General features: G+C 39.6%; 8 protein-coding genes and 1 pseudogene. All 9 read right to left on the reverse strand.

The window, feature by feature from the left end; translation table 11 throughout:
- Window positions 1-101 precede the first annotated feature (101 nt).
- Complete coding sequence (locus ACZZZA_RS15675; protein WP_463433334.1) at window positions 102-2,729, reverse strand: glycoside hydrolase family 3 C-terminal domain-containing protein; 2,628 nt, start codon at window positions 2,727-2,729, stop codon at window positions 102-104.
- A gap of 197 nt (window positions 2,730-2,926) precedes the next feature.
- Window positions 2,927-5,677: a T9SS type A sorting domain-containing protein gene (locus ACZZZA_RS15680; protein WP_463433336.1), complete on the reverse strand. Its 2,751-nt coding sequence runs from the start codon at window positions 5,675-5,677 to the stop codon at window positions 2,927-2,929.
- A gap of 77 nt (window positions 5,678-5,754) precedes the next feature.
- Window positions 5,755-8,283 carry a glycosyl hydrolase 115 family protein gene (locus tag ACZZZA_RS15685; RefSeq protein ID WP_463433338.1) on the reverse strand — a complete coding sequence of 843 codons (2,529 nt, stop codon included), beginning with the start codon at window positions 8,281-8,283 and terminating at the stop codon, window positions 5,755-5,757.
- A 357-nt stretch (window positions 8,284-8,640) separates the two neighbouring features.
- On the reverse strand, window positions 8,641-10,584 hold the full coding sequence (locus ACZZZA_RS15690) for a glycoside hydrolase family 97 protein (protein WP_463433340.1): 1,944 nt from the start codon (window positions 10,582-10,584) through the stop codon (window positions 8,641-8,643).
- 2 nt (window positions 10,585-10,586) lie between these two features.
- Entirely contained in the window at window positions 10,587-11,066 is a 480-nt protein-coding gene (locus ACZZZA_RS15695) for a carbohydrate-binding protein (protein ID WP_463433801.1), read from the reverse strand.
- Between the two features lie 36 nt (window positions 11,067-11,102).
- A pseudogene (locus ACZZZA_RS15700) lies at window positions 11,103-11,962 on the reverse strand (glycoside hydrolase family 43 protein); the annotation flags it as partial.
- A 165-nt stretch (window positions 11,963-12,127) separates the two neighbouring features.
- Window positions 12,128-13,531, reverse strand: a complete 1,404-nt coding sequence (locus ACZZZA_RS15705; RefSeq protein WP_463433342.1) for a glycoside hydrolase family 43 protein — start codon at window positions 13,529-13,531, stop codon at window positions 12,128-12,130.
- 15 nt (window positions 13,532-13,546) lie between these two features.
- Complete coding sequence (locus ACZZZA_RS15710; protein ID WP_463433344.1) at window positions 13,547-16,129, reverse strand: glycoside hydrolase family 31 protein; 2,583 nt, start codon at window positions 16,127-16,129, stop codon at window positions 13,547-13,549.
- 23 nt (window positions 16,130-16,152) lie between these two features.
- Complete coding sequence (locus ACZZZA_RS15715; protein ID WP_463433346.1) at window positions 16,153-18,171, reverse strand: NPCBM/NEW2 domain-containing protein; 2,019 nt, start codon at window positions 18,169-18,171, stop codon at window positions 16,153-16,155.
- Between the last annotated feature and the right edge of the window lie 22 nt (window positions 18,172-18,193).

An 18,193-nucleotide genomic window follows, 5' to 3' on the forward strand; every position in this document is an offset into this window, starting at 1 on the left:
GATAGATTAATTTAGACGACATTTACTCTCGCAGATTTTTTTGATTTTGCAGATTTTAAATTCATAATTTGCGCTAAAAGGTTTTTATTAAATTTCAGAAGTTATTTAACCTGTAATTTGAAACTTTTTAAACCTGATTCATCCGAAGTTCCCCCGTAGAAAATCGTGTAATCTCCAGGTTTTGAAGCCAAATCATCAGCTTTTTCATCATAAAACTTGAATGACTCCTGAGAAATCGTGAGTTGGATGTTTTTTGTTTCATTTGATTTAATCAAAACCCTTTCAAAGGCTCTCAAAGTCTTTACAGGCGCGGTAGCATCATTGTTTCTTTTCACATAAACCTGCACTACTTCTTCACCGTCTCTTTTTGAAATGTTGGTAACCGGAATCGTAATCGTAAGATTTTCATTAGAATTGATGCTGTTTTTACTCAATTTTGCATCTCCGAAATTAAATTTTGAATAGCTCAACCCGTGGCCGAAAGCGTACAGAGGTTTTTCTTTCATATAACGGTAGGTTCTTCCCTGCATATCGTAGTTTTCAAAACCCTGATGTTTGCTTGTTTTCGATAAATTATTATCGAGCTGTTCCAGATTTTTATAAAATGTAACCGGCAGTTTTCCTGAAGGATTGTAATCTCCCGCCAAAACATCTGCAACAGCAGTTCCGCTGGCTTGTCCGCCATACCAGGCATTCAATAAAACGTCATAATTTTTTTCGTCCTGCTCCAAACCTAGAGAACTTCCTGTACACAATACAAAAACAACTGGTTTTCCGGTTTTTTTCAATTCTATCAACAGTTCACGCTGAACTTTCGGAAGTTCTATCGAAGTTTTATCGCCACCTTTAAAACCTTCCGCACTAACCAGCATTTCTTCGCCTTCAAGACTTGGAGAAAGCCCGCCTGCAAAAACTATAACATCAGCATCTTTTACTTTCTGTTTCAGCGCAACAAAATCGACCGGATCTTTTTTATAGACTTCAAAAACAATACTCACATACTTTCCTTTTTGGGAATGTCTGAGTTCGACCAGATATTCTTTTCCTTTCTGCACTTTCACAGGAAATTCTGAAGGATGTCTTGCATCGGGACCTTTTCTGGTCGCAATTTCTTTTCCGTCAACAGAAAGTGTGTAGACATCTGATGTAGCTGCGGAAAAAATGACCTCGCCGGTAAAATTACTTTTAAAAACTCCGGAAATTTTCGCAGATGTATTTTCTCTTGCAACGCCTGCAGCAAGCTGTGTTCCTCCAAAACTGTTGTACGTTATTGCAGTATTGTTAACCGAAGTATTGACTGGCTCACCTTTGAATTCATTATTGTTAAAGAATTCTACTTTCATTCCGTTCTGTCCGTTTTTCTGACTGATAAAATTCTGATAGAGGGAAGTTTTTGCGGTAGGATCAGCGACTTCACTTCCTTTTTCATAGATAATTTCAGCATTCGGAAATTTGGTTTTAATGCCATCTAAAATCGTGACTGTAGAAGAAGGTGTTCCGTTGTAATTTCCCAACTGCATTATTCCATCGTCTGCATTTGGGCCAACTACGGCGATTTTTTTTATATTTTTGTTTAAAGGCAGAATGTTCTTCTCATTTTTCATTAACACGATTGACTTTTGAGCCATTTTCAAAGCCTGTTTCTTATGTTCATCCGAATCTACCACCGAGTATGGAATTTGGTTCCAGTGAACTGAAGATTTTGGATCCAGCATTCCCAGTTCAAACCAGCCTTTCAAAATTCTGCGCATCGAAATATCGAGATCTTTTTCTGTGATTAATCCGTTGGCTAAAGATTTATTCAAATTATTGTAGGTGTCTCCGCATTCCAGATCTGTAGAATGTTTCAACGCATCTGCTGCGGTTGTTTTTTCATCAGGATGCGTTCCATGGTATTTTTCCTGATAGAAATCTGCCAGAGCCCAACAGTCGGAAACGACCATTCCGTCATACTTCCATTTTCCGCGGAGAATCTCTGTGAGCAAGGTATTGTTGGCGCAACACGGCTGTCCGTCGAAAGCGTTGTATGCGCACATCACTTCTCTCACATTTCCTTCCAAAACCAATGCTTTAAAGGCCGGAAGATAGGTTTCGTACAAATCTCTTTTGGAAACTTCCGCATTGTAAGAATGACGGTTCCACTCGGGACCGCTGTGAACGGCAAAATGTTTGGCGCAGGCGTGTGTTTTAAAATACTTCGGGTCATTTCCCTGCAAACCTTTTACGGCAGCAACACCAAGAACAGAGGTTAAATAGGGATCTTCTCCATACGTTTCCTGGCCTCTTCCCCATCTTGGATCACGGAAAATATTAATGTTTGGTGTCCAGAATGTCAATCCTTCATAACGTCCGGTTTTACTGGATTCGTCAAAAGATTTATTGTATTTTGCTCTGGCTTCATCAGAAATCATTTCAAAAGTTGTGAGATGTTCCGGAACATCCCAGGTTGCCGCCAAACCAATGGCTTGCGGAAAAACCGTTGCTGTTCCTGCCCTTGCAACGCCGTGAAGCGCCTCATTCCACCATCCATAACCTGGAATTTCAAGTCGTGGAACTGCTTTGGAATTATCCATCATCATTCCTATTTTTTCGTCAACCGATAATAATCCGAGAAGATTCTCGATTCTATGCTCGACAGGAAGTTTTGGATTTTGGAAAGGATATTTAAAAGTTTGCGCTGATGAGAAGGCACAGACAAATAATGACATACTGACGATTAGCTTTTTCATGAAATAAGTGAAACTTTTGATGTTAATTTTTGTAGATAATCAAATTTTATCTACATTCTTTGAAATATAAACAAAGATAAGATTCTTTTAATATAAATGTAAATTCAACACTTATTATTTTAATAATTGTTTGAAATCTCACAAAAAATAAAGCCATCAAACTAAATTGATGGCTTTGGAATTAACTTATTTAAGTATTACTGTTTGATAAAGTTCTGTGAAAGTATTTTAGTTCCTTTAGATGAAACTTCAATAAAGTAAACACCAGCAGAAAGTTCACTGATGTCGAGACGGTTTTTCCCCGCTGTCATTTTAAATCCGGATTTAATTAATCCACCTCTTAAATCGAAAATCTTTGCTGTTGCATCTGTTGCTTTTAATTCAACAAAAATTTCTGATTTTGCAGGATTTGGATATACTTTGATCTCTTCTTTCTGCAGCGCGTTATTCTGAACTGCCAATACAGAAAAATCTAAAGGAAGCATAGCTGCTGTATAAGTATTTTCTTCGGTAAGATAGGCACGGAACGGATTGATCATCGGCTCACTTCCCGAAACAACTTTATAAAATCCTGTAACACCGTTTTCTGTTTTTAATATATAACTGTTTGCAGGAACCTTGATGGTATGATATACTCCGTTCATCTGATTTACGGTAATTGCTTTCGGAGTAGAAACATTTCCTGTTCCTGTGAAAGTGATATTACCTGTTGCATTGATGAGAACCGGTGTGTTTGCAGGAATTATTCCGTTGGTAATCGTACTGCAAGAAATACTGGCAGCACCCGGAACCATTAAAAATGCATTAACTCCCGTTGGTACCGAAGCTTCGAAGGGCAAAAGTACTACTTCATAACCATTAAAAATTCTGCTGTAAGTAGCTGACGTGGCCGAAAAATTAAACGGAACCTGGAAATCTTTACCCTGATCAGACAGCGTAAGTGTGTTGCAAACTGTACCTGATACTACATTTGTATTGCTGTTGGGGACAGAACTGTTGACATAAAATAAGCTGTTCAGGTTTTGAGAACCACTCATCCAGCTAGATGATGAATTAATACCGGTAACCGTTCTAAAATCCAACGAAGTGTAATATTCATTTTCAAGTGCATCCATAAGATTGCTGTCTGTAGAAGTGTAGGCTGCATCGAACTTAGCGGCTCTTTCATTTCCTACATTAAAGTAAACATCTCCAAGGTTTAAATTTAAAATTGAACTGAAATTTCCGCTTCTTAAACCTATAATTCCTTTACATCCAAAAGGCAGTGTGGAACGGGAAAGATCAAAAACAAGATTGAAGCTTCCTGATCCTGGTGCCGGAAATGCAATACTGCCGTAGTTATGTGATCGAACCACGTTACTTTTATCTACATAATAAAGCGTTGTATTTGATGAAGACTGACTTAGATTTGTAGTGTAGCTCAGAACATTAATAATCAATTTGTTATAACGGTCATTTAATACCAAATACCCATTTGAATCTGTTGTATTTGCACTGATAAGGGGTGTCGAATTGTAGAAAGTAACCGTTGTACCTGATAACTGATATCCAATTCCAAAAGCTGGATTTGTAGTAGTCATCGTTTCGATTTTGTTGTAATGAACCTCAGTTCCCGTCATTGTTGAGACAGGTCTGTCTCCGCTTTTATTAAATACAAAAGTCATTACGCTTGAAGGAGCCACAGTAATCTGCGGTCTGAAAGTATCTGTTGTAAAGGCAAATGGAGCAGAAACCATATTTAAAGTTTGTGATGTGGTCGTACTGGTTCCGGAATTGGTATAGAACGGCAAGTCAGCTTTCAGATTGTACGAATTGGCAGATGAATTGATCACCACCAAAGTGATCTGATTTCCATCCTGTGAAATATAAGATGAACCTTCCAATGTCCCGTTAGATACTTCCCATTTGGCATCAATTCTTCTTTTACCAGTTGTAGTTTTTGCAAATTGCGATAAAATGTATCCTCTTTTTGTCAGTTCACCGGCAACAGTTCCGTTGGTACCGTCACCCATCATTCCGTAATATCTTTTTGATGCATAATGAACCCAGGCGTTGATGTTGCCAAGCATTGCATTGTTCACACTTCTTGCAAAAGTGAAACCGTCAATTGCCCAGCTAAAATCTCTTGCAGGAACGCTGGTATTTGAGTTCCAGTTGATCAGATATTCGGTCTGCCAGATTTGCTTGTTATTGTTTTGAAACTGCTTGTAAGCAGACTGCATGCTGCCATACTGATGACCTCCATACACCTCAAAATTGGCCATTGTTGCTGTATTCAGAAATGCATTGGCAAAATTATCGGTGAAACCGACACTTTCAGGAGCAATAACATTGCAGTTAATCAACTGACCGTAATCTCTCACAAAATTTGCGATCTGAGTTGGCGTCCAGATGCAACCAGCATATTGCGCCATTTCGTCGGGTTCATTTTGAATTGAAATATAATCAAGCGTTACTCCGTTTGTCGCAAGATAGGTTACGAAACTGTTCAGGTGTAAAGCATAATCCTGATAGTGTTCAGGTTTCAGATACCCAATTTGCTGTACACCATTGGCATCAGTAAAAACTGCATTCGAATTGTTATTGGTCTTCCATGCCGCCGGCATTGTCCATGGGCTTGCAAAAACAATAAGTCCCATCGATTTTGCCTGCTGTGCCGTAGCTAATGCTTGAGACCAGTTGGCAGGATCTTCCGGAATATACAGCCTCAACATGTTGTAACCCGCATCAGTAGCACCGGTTCCCCAAAGTTTCTGAATTTCTGCGGGCGTCATGTGATTGTAGGCAAACTGCGGACTGCAGACAAAACCTCCGAATCCTGTAATGTTCTGATAAGTAATGTTCTTATCAATCTTCACTTTTGCGGTCTGTGTACTCTGAGCATTGAAATACCCTGTAAATACAATACCGGTCATAGCAGCCAGTACTAAATTGACGATTTTTCTCATAATAATTTGATTTAAATTTGACATTCATTGAATTCAATATGTTATAATTGTTTTTTTGTGATATGGTTATAAATTTTTTATTTAACTTCTGAAAACTCACTTTCAGGTGCGCCCAAATAATTGGGCTTCATTCCGCCCGTATTGATTAAAATCTTCTCTAAAACAATTCCGGGTTCTAAAACTCTGAAACGTAACGTGTGTTTTCCGGGTTCTAAAATCTGATGCTTCGTAATTGATCTTATAATGTGCTCAGCTTGCCATCTTCCTAGTTCGCCTTTGTAATGACCGTTGAAGTTCATCGTTTGTGGCGATTGTCCGTCAAAAGAAATCTCGTAGCGGAGTCCTTTGTTGTGATTGAAATTTAAAGTTGGAGCTAATAATAACTGAACCTCAAACTCACCTTTAGACTCAAAATTAATATCGAATTCCAGATAGATATTTTCGTCAGATGTTGGATAGGCATTTTGTGGAAAAGTCGTTATTCCAGATTTAGTTTTTCCAAAATCAGGAATCACTTCCCAATGAATCTTGTCTGAATTGTTCATTCGGGCAAAATTTTCCGCTTCGATAGAAACATAACCGTCTTTCTCCTGAAACACTTTCTTTTTCGGAACATTTGCTTCAGAGACATAAATTACCTCAGGCATTATATTTTCCTTTCCGTCTGCCCAGCTTTTGTATCCTATTTTCATCTGATCCATCATATGCGTCCACTTTCCGCTGGCTATTTCATTGTTGTATTTATGGTCGAGGTATGAGTTTCTTTCGAAACATTCTTTCACTTTATCGGCATAATAATTAGCTTTAAGATCATTTTTAGCCGCCAATTGTTTGTTTTTAGCTACGGAATAATACATTTCGTACAAATTGCTGCAGGCATCTATTGGATAAAGCACAAGCTGATAATACGCATCCTGATATTCTGCCGGAATATGTTCTTTCAGACGCAATGCATCTACTACCAACGCTCTGTAATCATTCAGAACGTTTTCAAATTCATTGTAATTTTCGAGGCTGAATGTTTTGCTGTCCAGCGTTTCCGGCGTTACTCTGCGGTTGTATTTGGCATAAAGATTAATCATTCTGGCAATTTCCTTTGAATGTTTTTCGCCAAATTGCTGTGCAGACCATTTTTCAGTATATTCCAAAAGATTTTTAGAATTAAACTGTTTCGGGTTCCAGGCCATTTCTAAGAAAAAACTGATTGGAAATTCCATCGGTTTTAAATCGCCAACGTTAACCACCCAAACTTTATCTACTTTATGCTCGTAAGAAAGATTCATCTGTTCCCAAACTCTCTGAATGGGATTGATGTTGATCCATTTAGAATTTCTTGGTTCGCCCACGTAGTCAAAATGATAATACATTCCGTAACCGCCCTTGTGTAAAGGTTTTGAAAGATCCGGAAGCTTTCTCACATTGCCCCAGTTGTCATCACAAAACAGCAGAATAACATCATCCGGAACGCGCATTCCTTTGTCATAATAATCCTGAACTTCTTTATATAAAGCCCAAACCTGCGGCGTTTTATTCGAATTTCTACCTGTCACATTCTGAATAATTTTACGCTGATCTCTAACGATGTTTTCGAGCAAAGAAATATTGGTTCCTTCTCCCATCGCCTCATCGCCATCGCCACGCATTCCCACTGTCACAAGCTTTTCCCAGTTTTTGCTCCGTTCCAGTCCTGATTTCCAGAATTCCTGTAAAACTTTACCGTTTTTAGAATAATCCCAAACGTTCGGGAGATTATTTTTCTTGATATACCGGTGCCAATCGGTCTGCGCCAAAGCCATCGGTTCGTGGTGTGAAGTTCCCATTATGATTCCCATTTCGTTGGCTAATGATCCGCTCAAAGCATCATCGTCATAAAATGCTTTTCCCCACATTGCAGGCCACAGATAATTGGCTTTGGAACGAAGAAGCAGCTCAAACACTTTCTCGTAAAATTTAGAATTGATGCCGCCAAAAGTTGCTCTTGCCCATCCGCCAAGCGAAGGTTCTTCGTCATTCAGGAAAATTCCGCGGTATGCTACAGCCGGTTCTCCATCTGTATAAACTCCTTTTTTGAAATATAAATTTTCCTTTGCCACAACGGGAACATCTGCCCAGTAATGCCACGGCGAAACCCCAATCTGCTGAGAAACTTCATAAATCCCGTAGATCGTCCCTCTTTTATCACTTCCTGCAATGACAATAGCTTCGGAAACTCCGGGAAACGGATTGCTGATATTCTGAATAATATATTTCTCTTTTTTTCCTGCTAAAGATTTTCCGTCGATCTTTTTCTGTTTGATTAAATCATCAATAACCGATTTTGTTCCGACGGTTCCGATGATGATTAATGGAGAATTCATTGTGGAAATCTGATTTAAAAGCGTTGGCTGATTTCCTGTTACTTTCTGGAAATCTGACTGCAGATTTTTTACAGCTCTCATAATTCCATTGTCGATTCCTGAGTTGGTGAAAATGGAAAGTTGGACTGATTTTTCTTTTAAAACAATGTTTTCTGATTTTTTTTCTGTGCTGATGAATGGTTCTGTTGCAGTGATCTGCAGACAACATCCAAACAATGCGACAAGAAAAAATATTTTTATTCTATTCATATGTAAATATTTATTGTTGTTTAATGGTCATATGCAAACCTAACGAAGTGGTTCGACGAAGTCAATCGCATCATCTTCATTGGCGTTTGGGTTTCTAAATGGTAGCGATTTCATAATCTTTTATTTTATTAATACTGAAATCCTGCTGTTTTATGTCATTGAACCCTTTCAGGGTTCAGATTTTATCTAAATTTATTTTCCATAGGCTGCACCTACGGCTATTGATATTGAATCCTGCGGATTCTTCTATTGCAGCGAATCTCCCGCAGCCCGACCTGAGTGGAGCTCTTTTTGTGAGGAGGAACGACGAGCAAAAAAGCGGGAACGGAGGGCGGATTAAGCTGCCCAAAAAATATTTTAATTCCTCAAAACAAACCCTCCATTTGGCTGAATTTCTACGCTATAATCTCCTTTTGCATTAATCTTCACTTCTTTTTCAGATGAATTTCCCTGAGCATCGTCATTGATGAGTTTCACCATTTTACCGGCAAACATTGGGAGCTTAATTTTCAGTTTTTTCACCGTTTTTTCTGCATTGATTCCAGCAACAAACCATTGATTATGATGTCCTCTTGCGATCACAGAATATTTTCCGGGATAGCCATCGATGAAAACCGTTTCGTCCCAAAGCGTGGGAACTTCTTTCATAAAATCAATCTGGAATTTTTGAACATCCGAAAGATTATTCGGCATCACAGCAAACATCTGAATGGGATTCTGAAAAAGAACGGCCGTTGCCAGTTGAAATCCGTCTGTAGTATGTCTTTTATTCTTTTCCGTATTGGATTTTGTAAGGTATTTATTGAGGAAAGTTCCGCCAAATTCCATACTTCCGACCGTGTTGCGGATGACTGGATGCAAAGTGGCAAAAAACGCTTCCTGCTTGCGGACATCTTCTGAAAAATACAGCATTTCTGAGGCTAAAACAGCTTCACTGCCTGCATAATTCGGATACATCACCTCCCAACCTCTCGGCAAAGTAGCTCCGTGGAAAATAATGGTGAGCCCAAAATCATTGGCGTCAGAAAGAATATCTTCATACAGCCGCATCGTTTCCTGCTTGTCGCCACCGAAGAAATCAACTTTCAAACCCTTTACGCCAATTTCTTTGAGCCATTTCATTTCTTTTTTCCGTTCAACCGAACTGCTCATTTTGTTTCTCGGGCCCATCGGAGCGTCGTTGGCTGAACCGTTGGAATTGTACCAAAGCAAAACTCCTACATTTTTCAATTTCGCATATTGGATGAGCTCTTTCATCCTTTCTTTACCTATATTTTTATCCCAAAGCGCATCGATCAGAATGAATTCATAACCGAGTTTTTCTGCTAAATCAATAAATTTTGTCTGATCATCATAATTCATACTGTTGTCCTGCCAGAGAATCCAGCTCCAGGTAGATTTTCCGAACTGGTATTTTTGAGAAGGCTCATAAAGTTGGTCGACCACATCAAACGGAATGGTAGTTTCCACAATAGATTTCAGAGAATCGCCAATTGTTATGGTTCTCCAAGGCGTTTTTCCGGGAAGCGAAATGGATGCTCCTGTACTTCCAAAACCATTGTTTTCCGCCATATTAGGATAGGCAACTTGGTAAAGATTTTTATCTGAAGTGGTGTTAAGATGGGAAGCGCAGTACAAACTGTTCACGCCTGTTTCAGACAGTAAAATCCAACCATCGTTTCCAGTGTGAAACAGTCCGGGGAAAACGTAACCATAATCTGCTTTTGCTCCTAATTCTGCATCGGCTTTGTAACCACTTTCGTAGCTTGGCGCTGTTCGTGCAAAGCCTGTCATTGGCTTCATCATTGGTGAAAGGAAAGTTTTGGTCTGAGACGGAAATTTATATCCTGTAATTTCTGACTGTACCACAATGCTGAAACGTTCTTTCATTGGTTCAATATTATAGCGAAAAGCAATATTGTTATCACTTACCTGAAATTCTATGCCGAGGTCAAATTGGTCTGCGTTTTTAAAATTGACAGTCAGTACATTAGCATTATAGTCAACCTTTGATTTTTTGATTTTTTCGTTGGAATACGTTTTAGAAAAAACATCTTTTTTGCTGTTGATGAATTTTAAATTTTTAGAAAAATCAGATTCATTGGTGATTAAACCTAACGGCGATTTTTCCAGCATCGTTTTTCCCTGAAAAGTGACGGAGTACAAAGCAATTCCGTTCTCTGAAAAAACATTTAGTTTCAGTTTTCCATCGGGACTTGAAACTTCTGCAACCTGCGCTGACAAAGTGTTTAGAAAAAGAACACTTATAATGAATGATAGTTTTAAAATAAATTGATTCATAATTAATTATTTTCAAGAAATGTCCAGGAATCGAAAAACATAATATCTTTTTCTGCCTTTCCGTTAAACACAAAATACACATCGTGAACGCCACTGATTTTTTCCTTTAATTCAGCTTTCTCATTTTGCCATCGGTCGTCTCCACCAGTCAGCGGAACTTTTACCGTTGCAATTGTTTTTCCGTTCAGACTGCCTAAACGAACATCCATCGTCACTTCGCTGTTATGAGTGGTTCCTACTCTTGCAGAAAAGCCTGCCGCACCTTTTTTACCGAAATCAACATTTTTCACGGTCGTATAAGCACCGTTCTTTTTGGCTTTTATGAAGACGCCGGCTTCTTTATTCTGATATGATTTTACATTTTCCGACCACGCCATCATTTCTGCCTGATTGAAAGCGTAAGGATTGACCGTCGCAATGGCTTCTGTAATACCGTTGGTCATTTTGAATGGCGAAATGGAACCATCTTTGTTAAATTCCATTTCCTGGACGCTAACCGATCTTGTGAAACCGCTTCCACCCGGCAAAGCTCCGTTGTGGTAGAAAAAATAGGTTTTGCCTTTAAAATCAACTACTCCGGGATGATTGGTAAAAGATTTTCCTTCCGAAGGCATCACAATTCCGCCATATTTCCACGGACCTTGCGGATTTTTGCTGGTAGAATATCCTATGAATTCAGGAAGCGGACCGCCCGGCCAGAAAAGGTAATAGAGATTTTTACGTTTGTAAAGCCACGGTCCTTCTTCATATTTGGTCGGTCTTTCAGGGTTTTCTTTTCCGTCTCTTTTTCCGAAAGATTCTGCAGTCATCGGAACCTCAACAATATCGCCGGAATAGGAAATCATATCCTTATTCAGCTTTACATATTTCAGTTTTGGATTTCCCCAGTACAGATGAGCCTGTCCGTCATCATCCACGAAAATAGTCGGATCGATATCGCCCCATTCGCTCTGTACCAAAGGTTTTCCCAGCGGATCGTGAAAGGGCCGAACGGACTGTCGGCAACCGCAACGCCAATTGCGCCTTTATTATTGGTTTTCGAAATCATCGGCACGTACATAAAAAATTTGCCGTTCCTTTCTACACATTGCGCCGCCCACGCATCCCGCTTTGCCCAGTCGAAATCTTTGTAGGAAAGAATTGTCCCGTGATCGGTCCAGTTCACCATATCGTTGGTGGAATACACTTTCCAGTCGTTCATCGTAAACCAAGTGGAATCGTCTTCATCGTGCGTGGTATAAAGAAACAGCCTGTCATTATAAACCATTGGTGCGGGGTCTGCGGTGTAATTGGTTTGAATAATGGGATTCTGAGAAAATAACATTCCAGAATACCCTATTATACAGATATTTATGATTGATTTTATTGTTTTTTTCATATTTAATTTTTATTGAATACAAAGTGCACAAAGTTTTTTTAATTATGGATGTTTTTAGTTTCACAAAGCTGCTGAAGCTTATAGAAGTTCAGGATAAACCACCCCGTCAAAAAATCTTTGATTTTTTGCCACCCCTCCAATAGATGGGATTTTTTCCTTCTTACTCTACTTTTTCTGAAAACTCCAGTGGTCGAAATTGAAAAGCTTTCTTCCTGCCGTGATATTTTTTCCTTTAAATACAAAATAAATATCGTGGACACCGGAAACGGATTCTGCTAATTTTGAAGTCAGCGTTTTAAATTCTTCCCAACCGCCAGTTCGCAGAACTTCGATCTCAGCTATTTTATTTCCGTCTAATTTATCAAGTCTGACTTCTAAAATTCCGCCATCAAGTCCTGCTGCCACAGAAGCTGAGAATTCCGAAGCCCCTTTTCCAAAATCTACCGCACGAACTTTTAAATGACCTCCAACTCTGATATCAGAAACAAAAACGCCGTTTTTTTTGTTCTCGGATGTGCTGCATTTCTCCGACCAAGCCATTGTTTCCGCTTCGTTTCGTTGAAAAGGATTGAATGTTCCGACAGGATTTACGCCTTCTTTCGTCATTGAGATTGTAGGAATGGTTCCGTCGGCATTGTATTTAAATTCTTCAATGGAAGTCGATCTGCCATAACTTCCCGCACCGGGCAGCAAACCTGTGTGATAGAACAGATAGGATTTGCCTTTGAAATCAATGATTCCGCCGTGGTTGGTAAAGCTGTTGGTTGGCTGGTCTGTCATTATTTTTCCCTGATACTTCCAAGGACCAATAGGTGATGAGCTTGTTGAATAGGAAAGACATTCCGTGCGGTCTGTCATCCCTGCGTACATCAGATAATATTGATTTTTGCGCTTGTACAACCAAGGTCCTTCTACATAAACATCATTGAATTTTTCCTGTTTCTGCAAAACTTCCTCACTTTTTCCCGGACGTCTCAATCCTCCGAAAGCTTCCACCGATTGCGGAACTTCTGTAATTTTATCATCATAAGAAATCATATTTTTATTGAGCTTCACATAAAATAATTTACTGTTTCCCCAATAAAGATAGGCCTGTCCGTCGTCATCAATAAAAACGGTCGGGTCGATATTATCCCAGGTTCCCGTTGTCACCAAAGGTTTTCCCAAAGCATCTTTGAATGGGCCAGTCGGACTGTCAGAAACTGCAACGCCGATCGCCATATTGTTATCAACAGTCTGTGCACAGATGTACCAGTAAAATTTACCGTCACGCTGTACACATTGCGCTGCCCAAGCACGGTCGCGAGCCCAACTGAAAGATTCCAGAGAAATCGGAACGCCGTGATCGGTCCAGTTGACCATATCTTCGGATGAATGTACTCTCCATTTGGTCATATAATAAAAGTCATATCCCGGAATATCGTCGCCTGTGTAAACGTACATTTTATCTTTATAAACCATTGGCGCAGGATCTGGTGAAAAATGCGTCTGGATCACAGGATTCTGGGCAAAAGCATTTGCACTTAAACTGCAAAAAGCAAGACCGATTATTATTTTTATCTTTTTCATATTCAATTTATTGCATTAAAATTTTGACACAACAGCACGACCATCATATAGAATTTTTCTGCTGATTATTTTACCATTCAAACCGATTAAGCTGATATTGAAAGTTCTTTTTTCTGTAATTCCTTCATATAAACCTTTCCGTTCGGCAATTTTCAAAGTTTTGTTTTTTTCGTTCCAGGAAAATGGAATCAGACTATAATCTCCTTTTTCATAATTGTAATTATCGCCTTCATCTTCATAAAGTTCAAAAAAACCGTTTTGTCCGGCATATACTTTAATGGTCATTGTTTCATTTGATTTTTCGGAAGAATATTGCATTATCGGTCCGGAAGGAATGATAGAACCCGATTTGATGAACAGGGGAATTTTGTTTCCAGAAGCATCAGTGGTTATATTTTGTCCGCCATCATAACTTTTATCCGTCCAGAAGTCATACCACGAAGTTCCTTTTGGAAGATAGACTTGCCAGTTTTTTGCTTCAGGCATTGTGACAGGAGCAACCAAAATTGATTTTCCAAACATATACTGATATGCCTGTTTCACTGCTTTCGGATCATCTTTGAAATCCATTACCATCGGACGCATTATTGTAGAATTATTGTGAGAAACTTCCCAAGATTGAGAATAGATATAAGGCAATAACTGATACCGAAGATTAATCAATTCCCGCATTTCGTCTTCCACTTTATCACCATATTTCCAGGGTTCAGTTTCGGACTGGTAACCGTGAGTCCTGAAAATAGGACAAAAGACACCCCACTGAAACCAGCGCATTAAAATGTCGTGGTATTTTGGATCTGTATATTGAGAAGATCCGGGACGGAAAAAGCCACCGATATCGGTTGTCCAGTACGGCATTCCGGTTAAAGAATAATTAAGTCCGGCAACAATCTGTCTTTTGTAAGTATCCCAATCCCAGCCGATGTCTCCCGACCAGTTGATGGTTCCGTATCGCTGCTGACCCGGGAACGCAGACCGTGTTAAAATCACTACTCTTTTATCAGGATTTGTTTTCCTCTGTCCGTCATAAACCGCCTTGCTCACAAACAAAGGATAAGTTAATCTGTAAAATTCTCCGGCTCCGAAATAGGTTTTTTTGCCTGCCAACGCATCATTTTCCGGTTCTGTAGCGTCCATCCACCAGGAATCAACACCGAATTTAAAAAGGTTATCATTTAAAGCACTCCAATGAACGTTTTGTGTTTTTGGATTATAAATATCAATCCACGGACTGTCAGGAATATAAAGTCCTTCATAATCTTTCGCAACATCCGATTTTTTATCTAAATTTTCCCAAACAGATACTGAAAATTTTGAGTTTAACTGATGTAGTTCTTCAATAAACTTTTCAGGGTCCGGATAATGTTGTTCATCAAATTTCGGAACGCCCCATCCGTATTTTCCCCAATACTGCCAATCCTGAACGATAACATCCATTGGTAATTTTCTTTTTCTGAATTCTTTCACGGTCTCCACAAGATGCGAAGCCGAAGTATACCGTTCGCGGCACTGCCAATATCCAAAAGCCCATTTTGGAAGCATCGGAACCTCACCTGAAAGTTCTCTGTAAGCTTCTATTACTTCATCCGTATCATTTCCGGCAAAAAAAACATAATCCAGAGTTTTGCTGTTGGGGGAACGGAAGGTCGTCACATTCCTAGCCTCATTCCATTTCAAAACAGGTGTGTTTGAGGCTTTACAAACAACCTGAATCTGATGTTCACCTGCGGTTAAACGAATTTTTGTGCTAACAGCCGGAGGCAGCCAAAGGTTGGATTGGTCAATTACCGGTTTGCCGTCAATAACCAAAAGATGCCGGTTATCCATATCGCCCAGATCGAGCATAAAAGTATATTCGGAATCTTTATTTAAATATAATTTGCCTTTGTAAGAAGCCTGCTGCTGGGAAACTTTCACCGTTCCGCTGGTCGTGGTCACTTCTTTTTCTTCACCTTTGGAAGACGAATCTTTTTTCAGTTCCACATTATTGTCCGCCGGATTGAACCACGATAAGCCGTACTGATGCCACAAAATACCGTATCCTTTCGAAGAATAAAGGAAAGGCAACGAAATCTGGCTGTTCACCTGAATCAGTTTTCTGCTAATATTTTTCAGATTATAATGACCGTCCTGAAACTGACCCAACCCGAACAGATTTTCATCAGAAGTTGTTTCAAAACCTTGTTCTGCGATGTAGCAAGGCTCGGAAAAAACGGTGTTGTCGATTAATTTTCGACTGTTTATTGCTTCGGACAGCAACACTTTTCCTTTTTTATCAAGAAAGGTTAGCCTGGAAGTTTTTTTATTGAACAAAACCGTAACATTTCCGGATTTAAGCTTTAAAAAATCTTTATTTTCAGACCATTTGAATTTCGGAATTTCCAACTTGTTGACTAATACAAACTCACGTTCTTCTACCGGCAAGTCTTTTATCCATTGTATTCTCACAGCATTTTTATGAACAGGATTTAGTTTCAAAATACCTTCTGATAGTTTCACCGTCACACCATCTTTACTGACCGTATGATTAACGTAAGTTTGTCCGCTTCCCATCAAAGGAAACAGAATAAAAAGGCAAATGATCGTTTTCCAATTCATATTAAAAAATATTTAAAATGTGATTATTTATTTCCGATAAACTTATAATAAGCCACGCCGTGCGCTGCTATTTCCAATGGCAGATTATCATGTACGGTATTTAATTTTGTAATGTCTTTTTGTCTCCAAAGATCACGGATGATTTGTTTGCCCGATATTCCAAGTTTTGAAAAATCTGTATAATTCATAGTCACTTTTTCTCTTCCGAAATTGGCAAAAGCAACCGCTCTGGTTCCGTCTTCCATTTCTTTCACATAGATTTTAAGCTCGCCAATCGTCTGAAGGCAAACGCCCTGCTTCCCCAAAGCATCCTGATTCACTGCGATCACCTCATCATTCGTTAAAAGATTTAAGGTAAAATCGTCCAGTTTTTCAAGGTCGCAACCAATAAGAAGCGGCGCTGAAAATATGCTCCAAAGACTGATATGCAAATATTGCTCATCGGGTTTCAAACGGCTCTGGTGCGGATTTCCCCAACCGACAATGCCTACAACCAACATATCGGGATCGTTCCAATTACCAGGTTTTGCAAAAGTTGCTGATTTATCCTGTGCCAACGCAATATTTTTAACGCTCGCCCAGGTATCAGTAATGTCATTGGTAGTTCGCCACGATTGCGCATCGGTTTCATCGCCCCATTTCCAGACATCGCCCATTCCGTATTGGCAAAGGTTGTAGACGATATCTCTCGATTGCTGTTTCAAAAGACTGCCCATCAGTTTGAATGGTTTTACGCCTTTATCCAAATCGCCACCGCCGTTGAAAGCCAGTGACGGAACCTTGTTTGGGTCGTTATCGGGCAAACCGTCAATTACGCCGCCATAGCTGCACCAGTCGTATTTCAGGTAATCGACACCCCATTTCGCATAACTTTCTGCGTCCTGTTTTTCGTAACCGTAACTTCCGGCGCATCCACCGCAAGTCCACGGACCGGGCGAAGAATAGATTCCCATTTTCAAACCGTTTCCGTGAATGTAATCGCCTAGATTTTTCATATCCGGAAATTTGGAATTGGTTAAAATATAACCTTTGTCATCCCGCATTTTTCCTATAAATGAAGGATCTTTTCCGTCTCTGTTAAACTGCCACGAATCATCAACATTGATGTAATTCCAACCGTGATTCACCAGTCCAGATTTAATTAAAGCATCAGTTGCACGTTTTACTTTGTCAGCAGAAACCTCGTGTCCGAAACAGTTCCAGCTATTCCAACCCATTGTTGGTGTGAGTGCAATCCGGTCGCCGATTTCTATCTTTAATTTTTTTGAAGCAGAGCCTTTTGCATTTTTTGCATTCAAAATCACGTCATAGGTTCCCTTCGTATCAATTTTTCCGCTAATAATACCGGTTTCCGAATCGATCTTTAAGCCTTTCGGAAGATTTTTGGCCGAGAAAGTCATTGGTCTGTCCCCCGTAGCAGGAATTCTGAAAAGAAAAGGCGAGCCGGGACGAGTACCGTAAACACCTGCCGAATTAATTTTTGGTGTTGGAGCAGGTTTTGGCGTTAAAATATAAGGTTCCGAAGAAATTGGATTGAAAGTTTCCAAAGTTGTAACTCCGATGGTTTCAAATTTTGCGTTGACCCAATCTGCGTGGTCGTAATACGGACCGTTTCCGCCATCAGCAACGACTAATTCCAGTTGTTTCACACCTTCCAGCGAAACAGAAAGAGGTTTTGCCTTGTCGCCCAATTTCATCATACCGCTTGACCAGAGCTTTTTGTTGTCGCCATAAATCTCGAATTCTGCGGCTGGATTTTGTCCTTTTATTTCGTCGTCAATTCCTACCAAAGCTGAGAATTTTTGGACGTTACCATTTAATTTAATCAACAAAGAACTTTCGGCGTGCGTTCCGAAGCCTCTGTCGAAAGTTTCACCTGCAATCGTCAGTTTTTTTCCGTCAACAGAAGTATTGATTCCCGGTTTGCCGTGACCCTGCGTGGAAACACTGAGGTCGAGCTCATCCAGCCAAACGACATTCTGCGCATTTAACCAACATCCGGTGACAAAAAAACTTAAAATAAAAAGTTTAAATCTGTACATTTTTAAAATTTTAAGCGAAATA

The sequence above is a fragment of the Chryseobacterium sp. AC405b genome, from assembly GCF_979258685.1.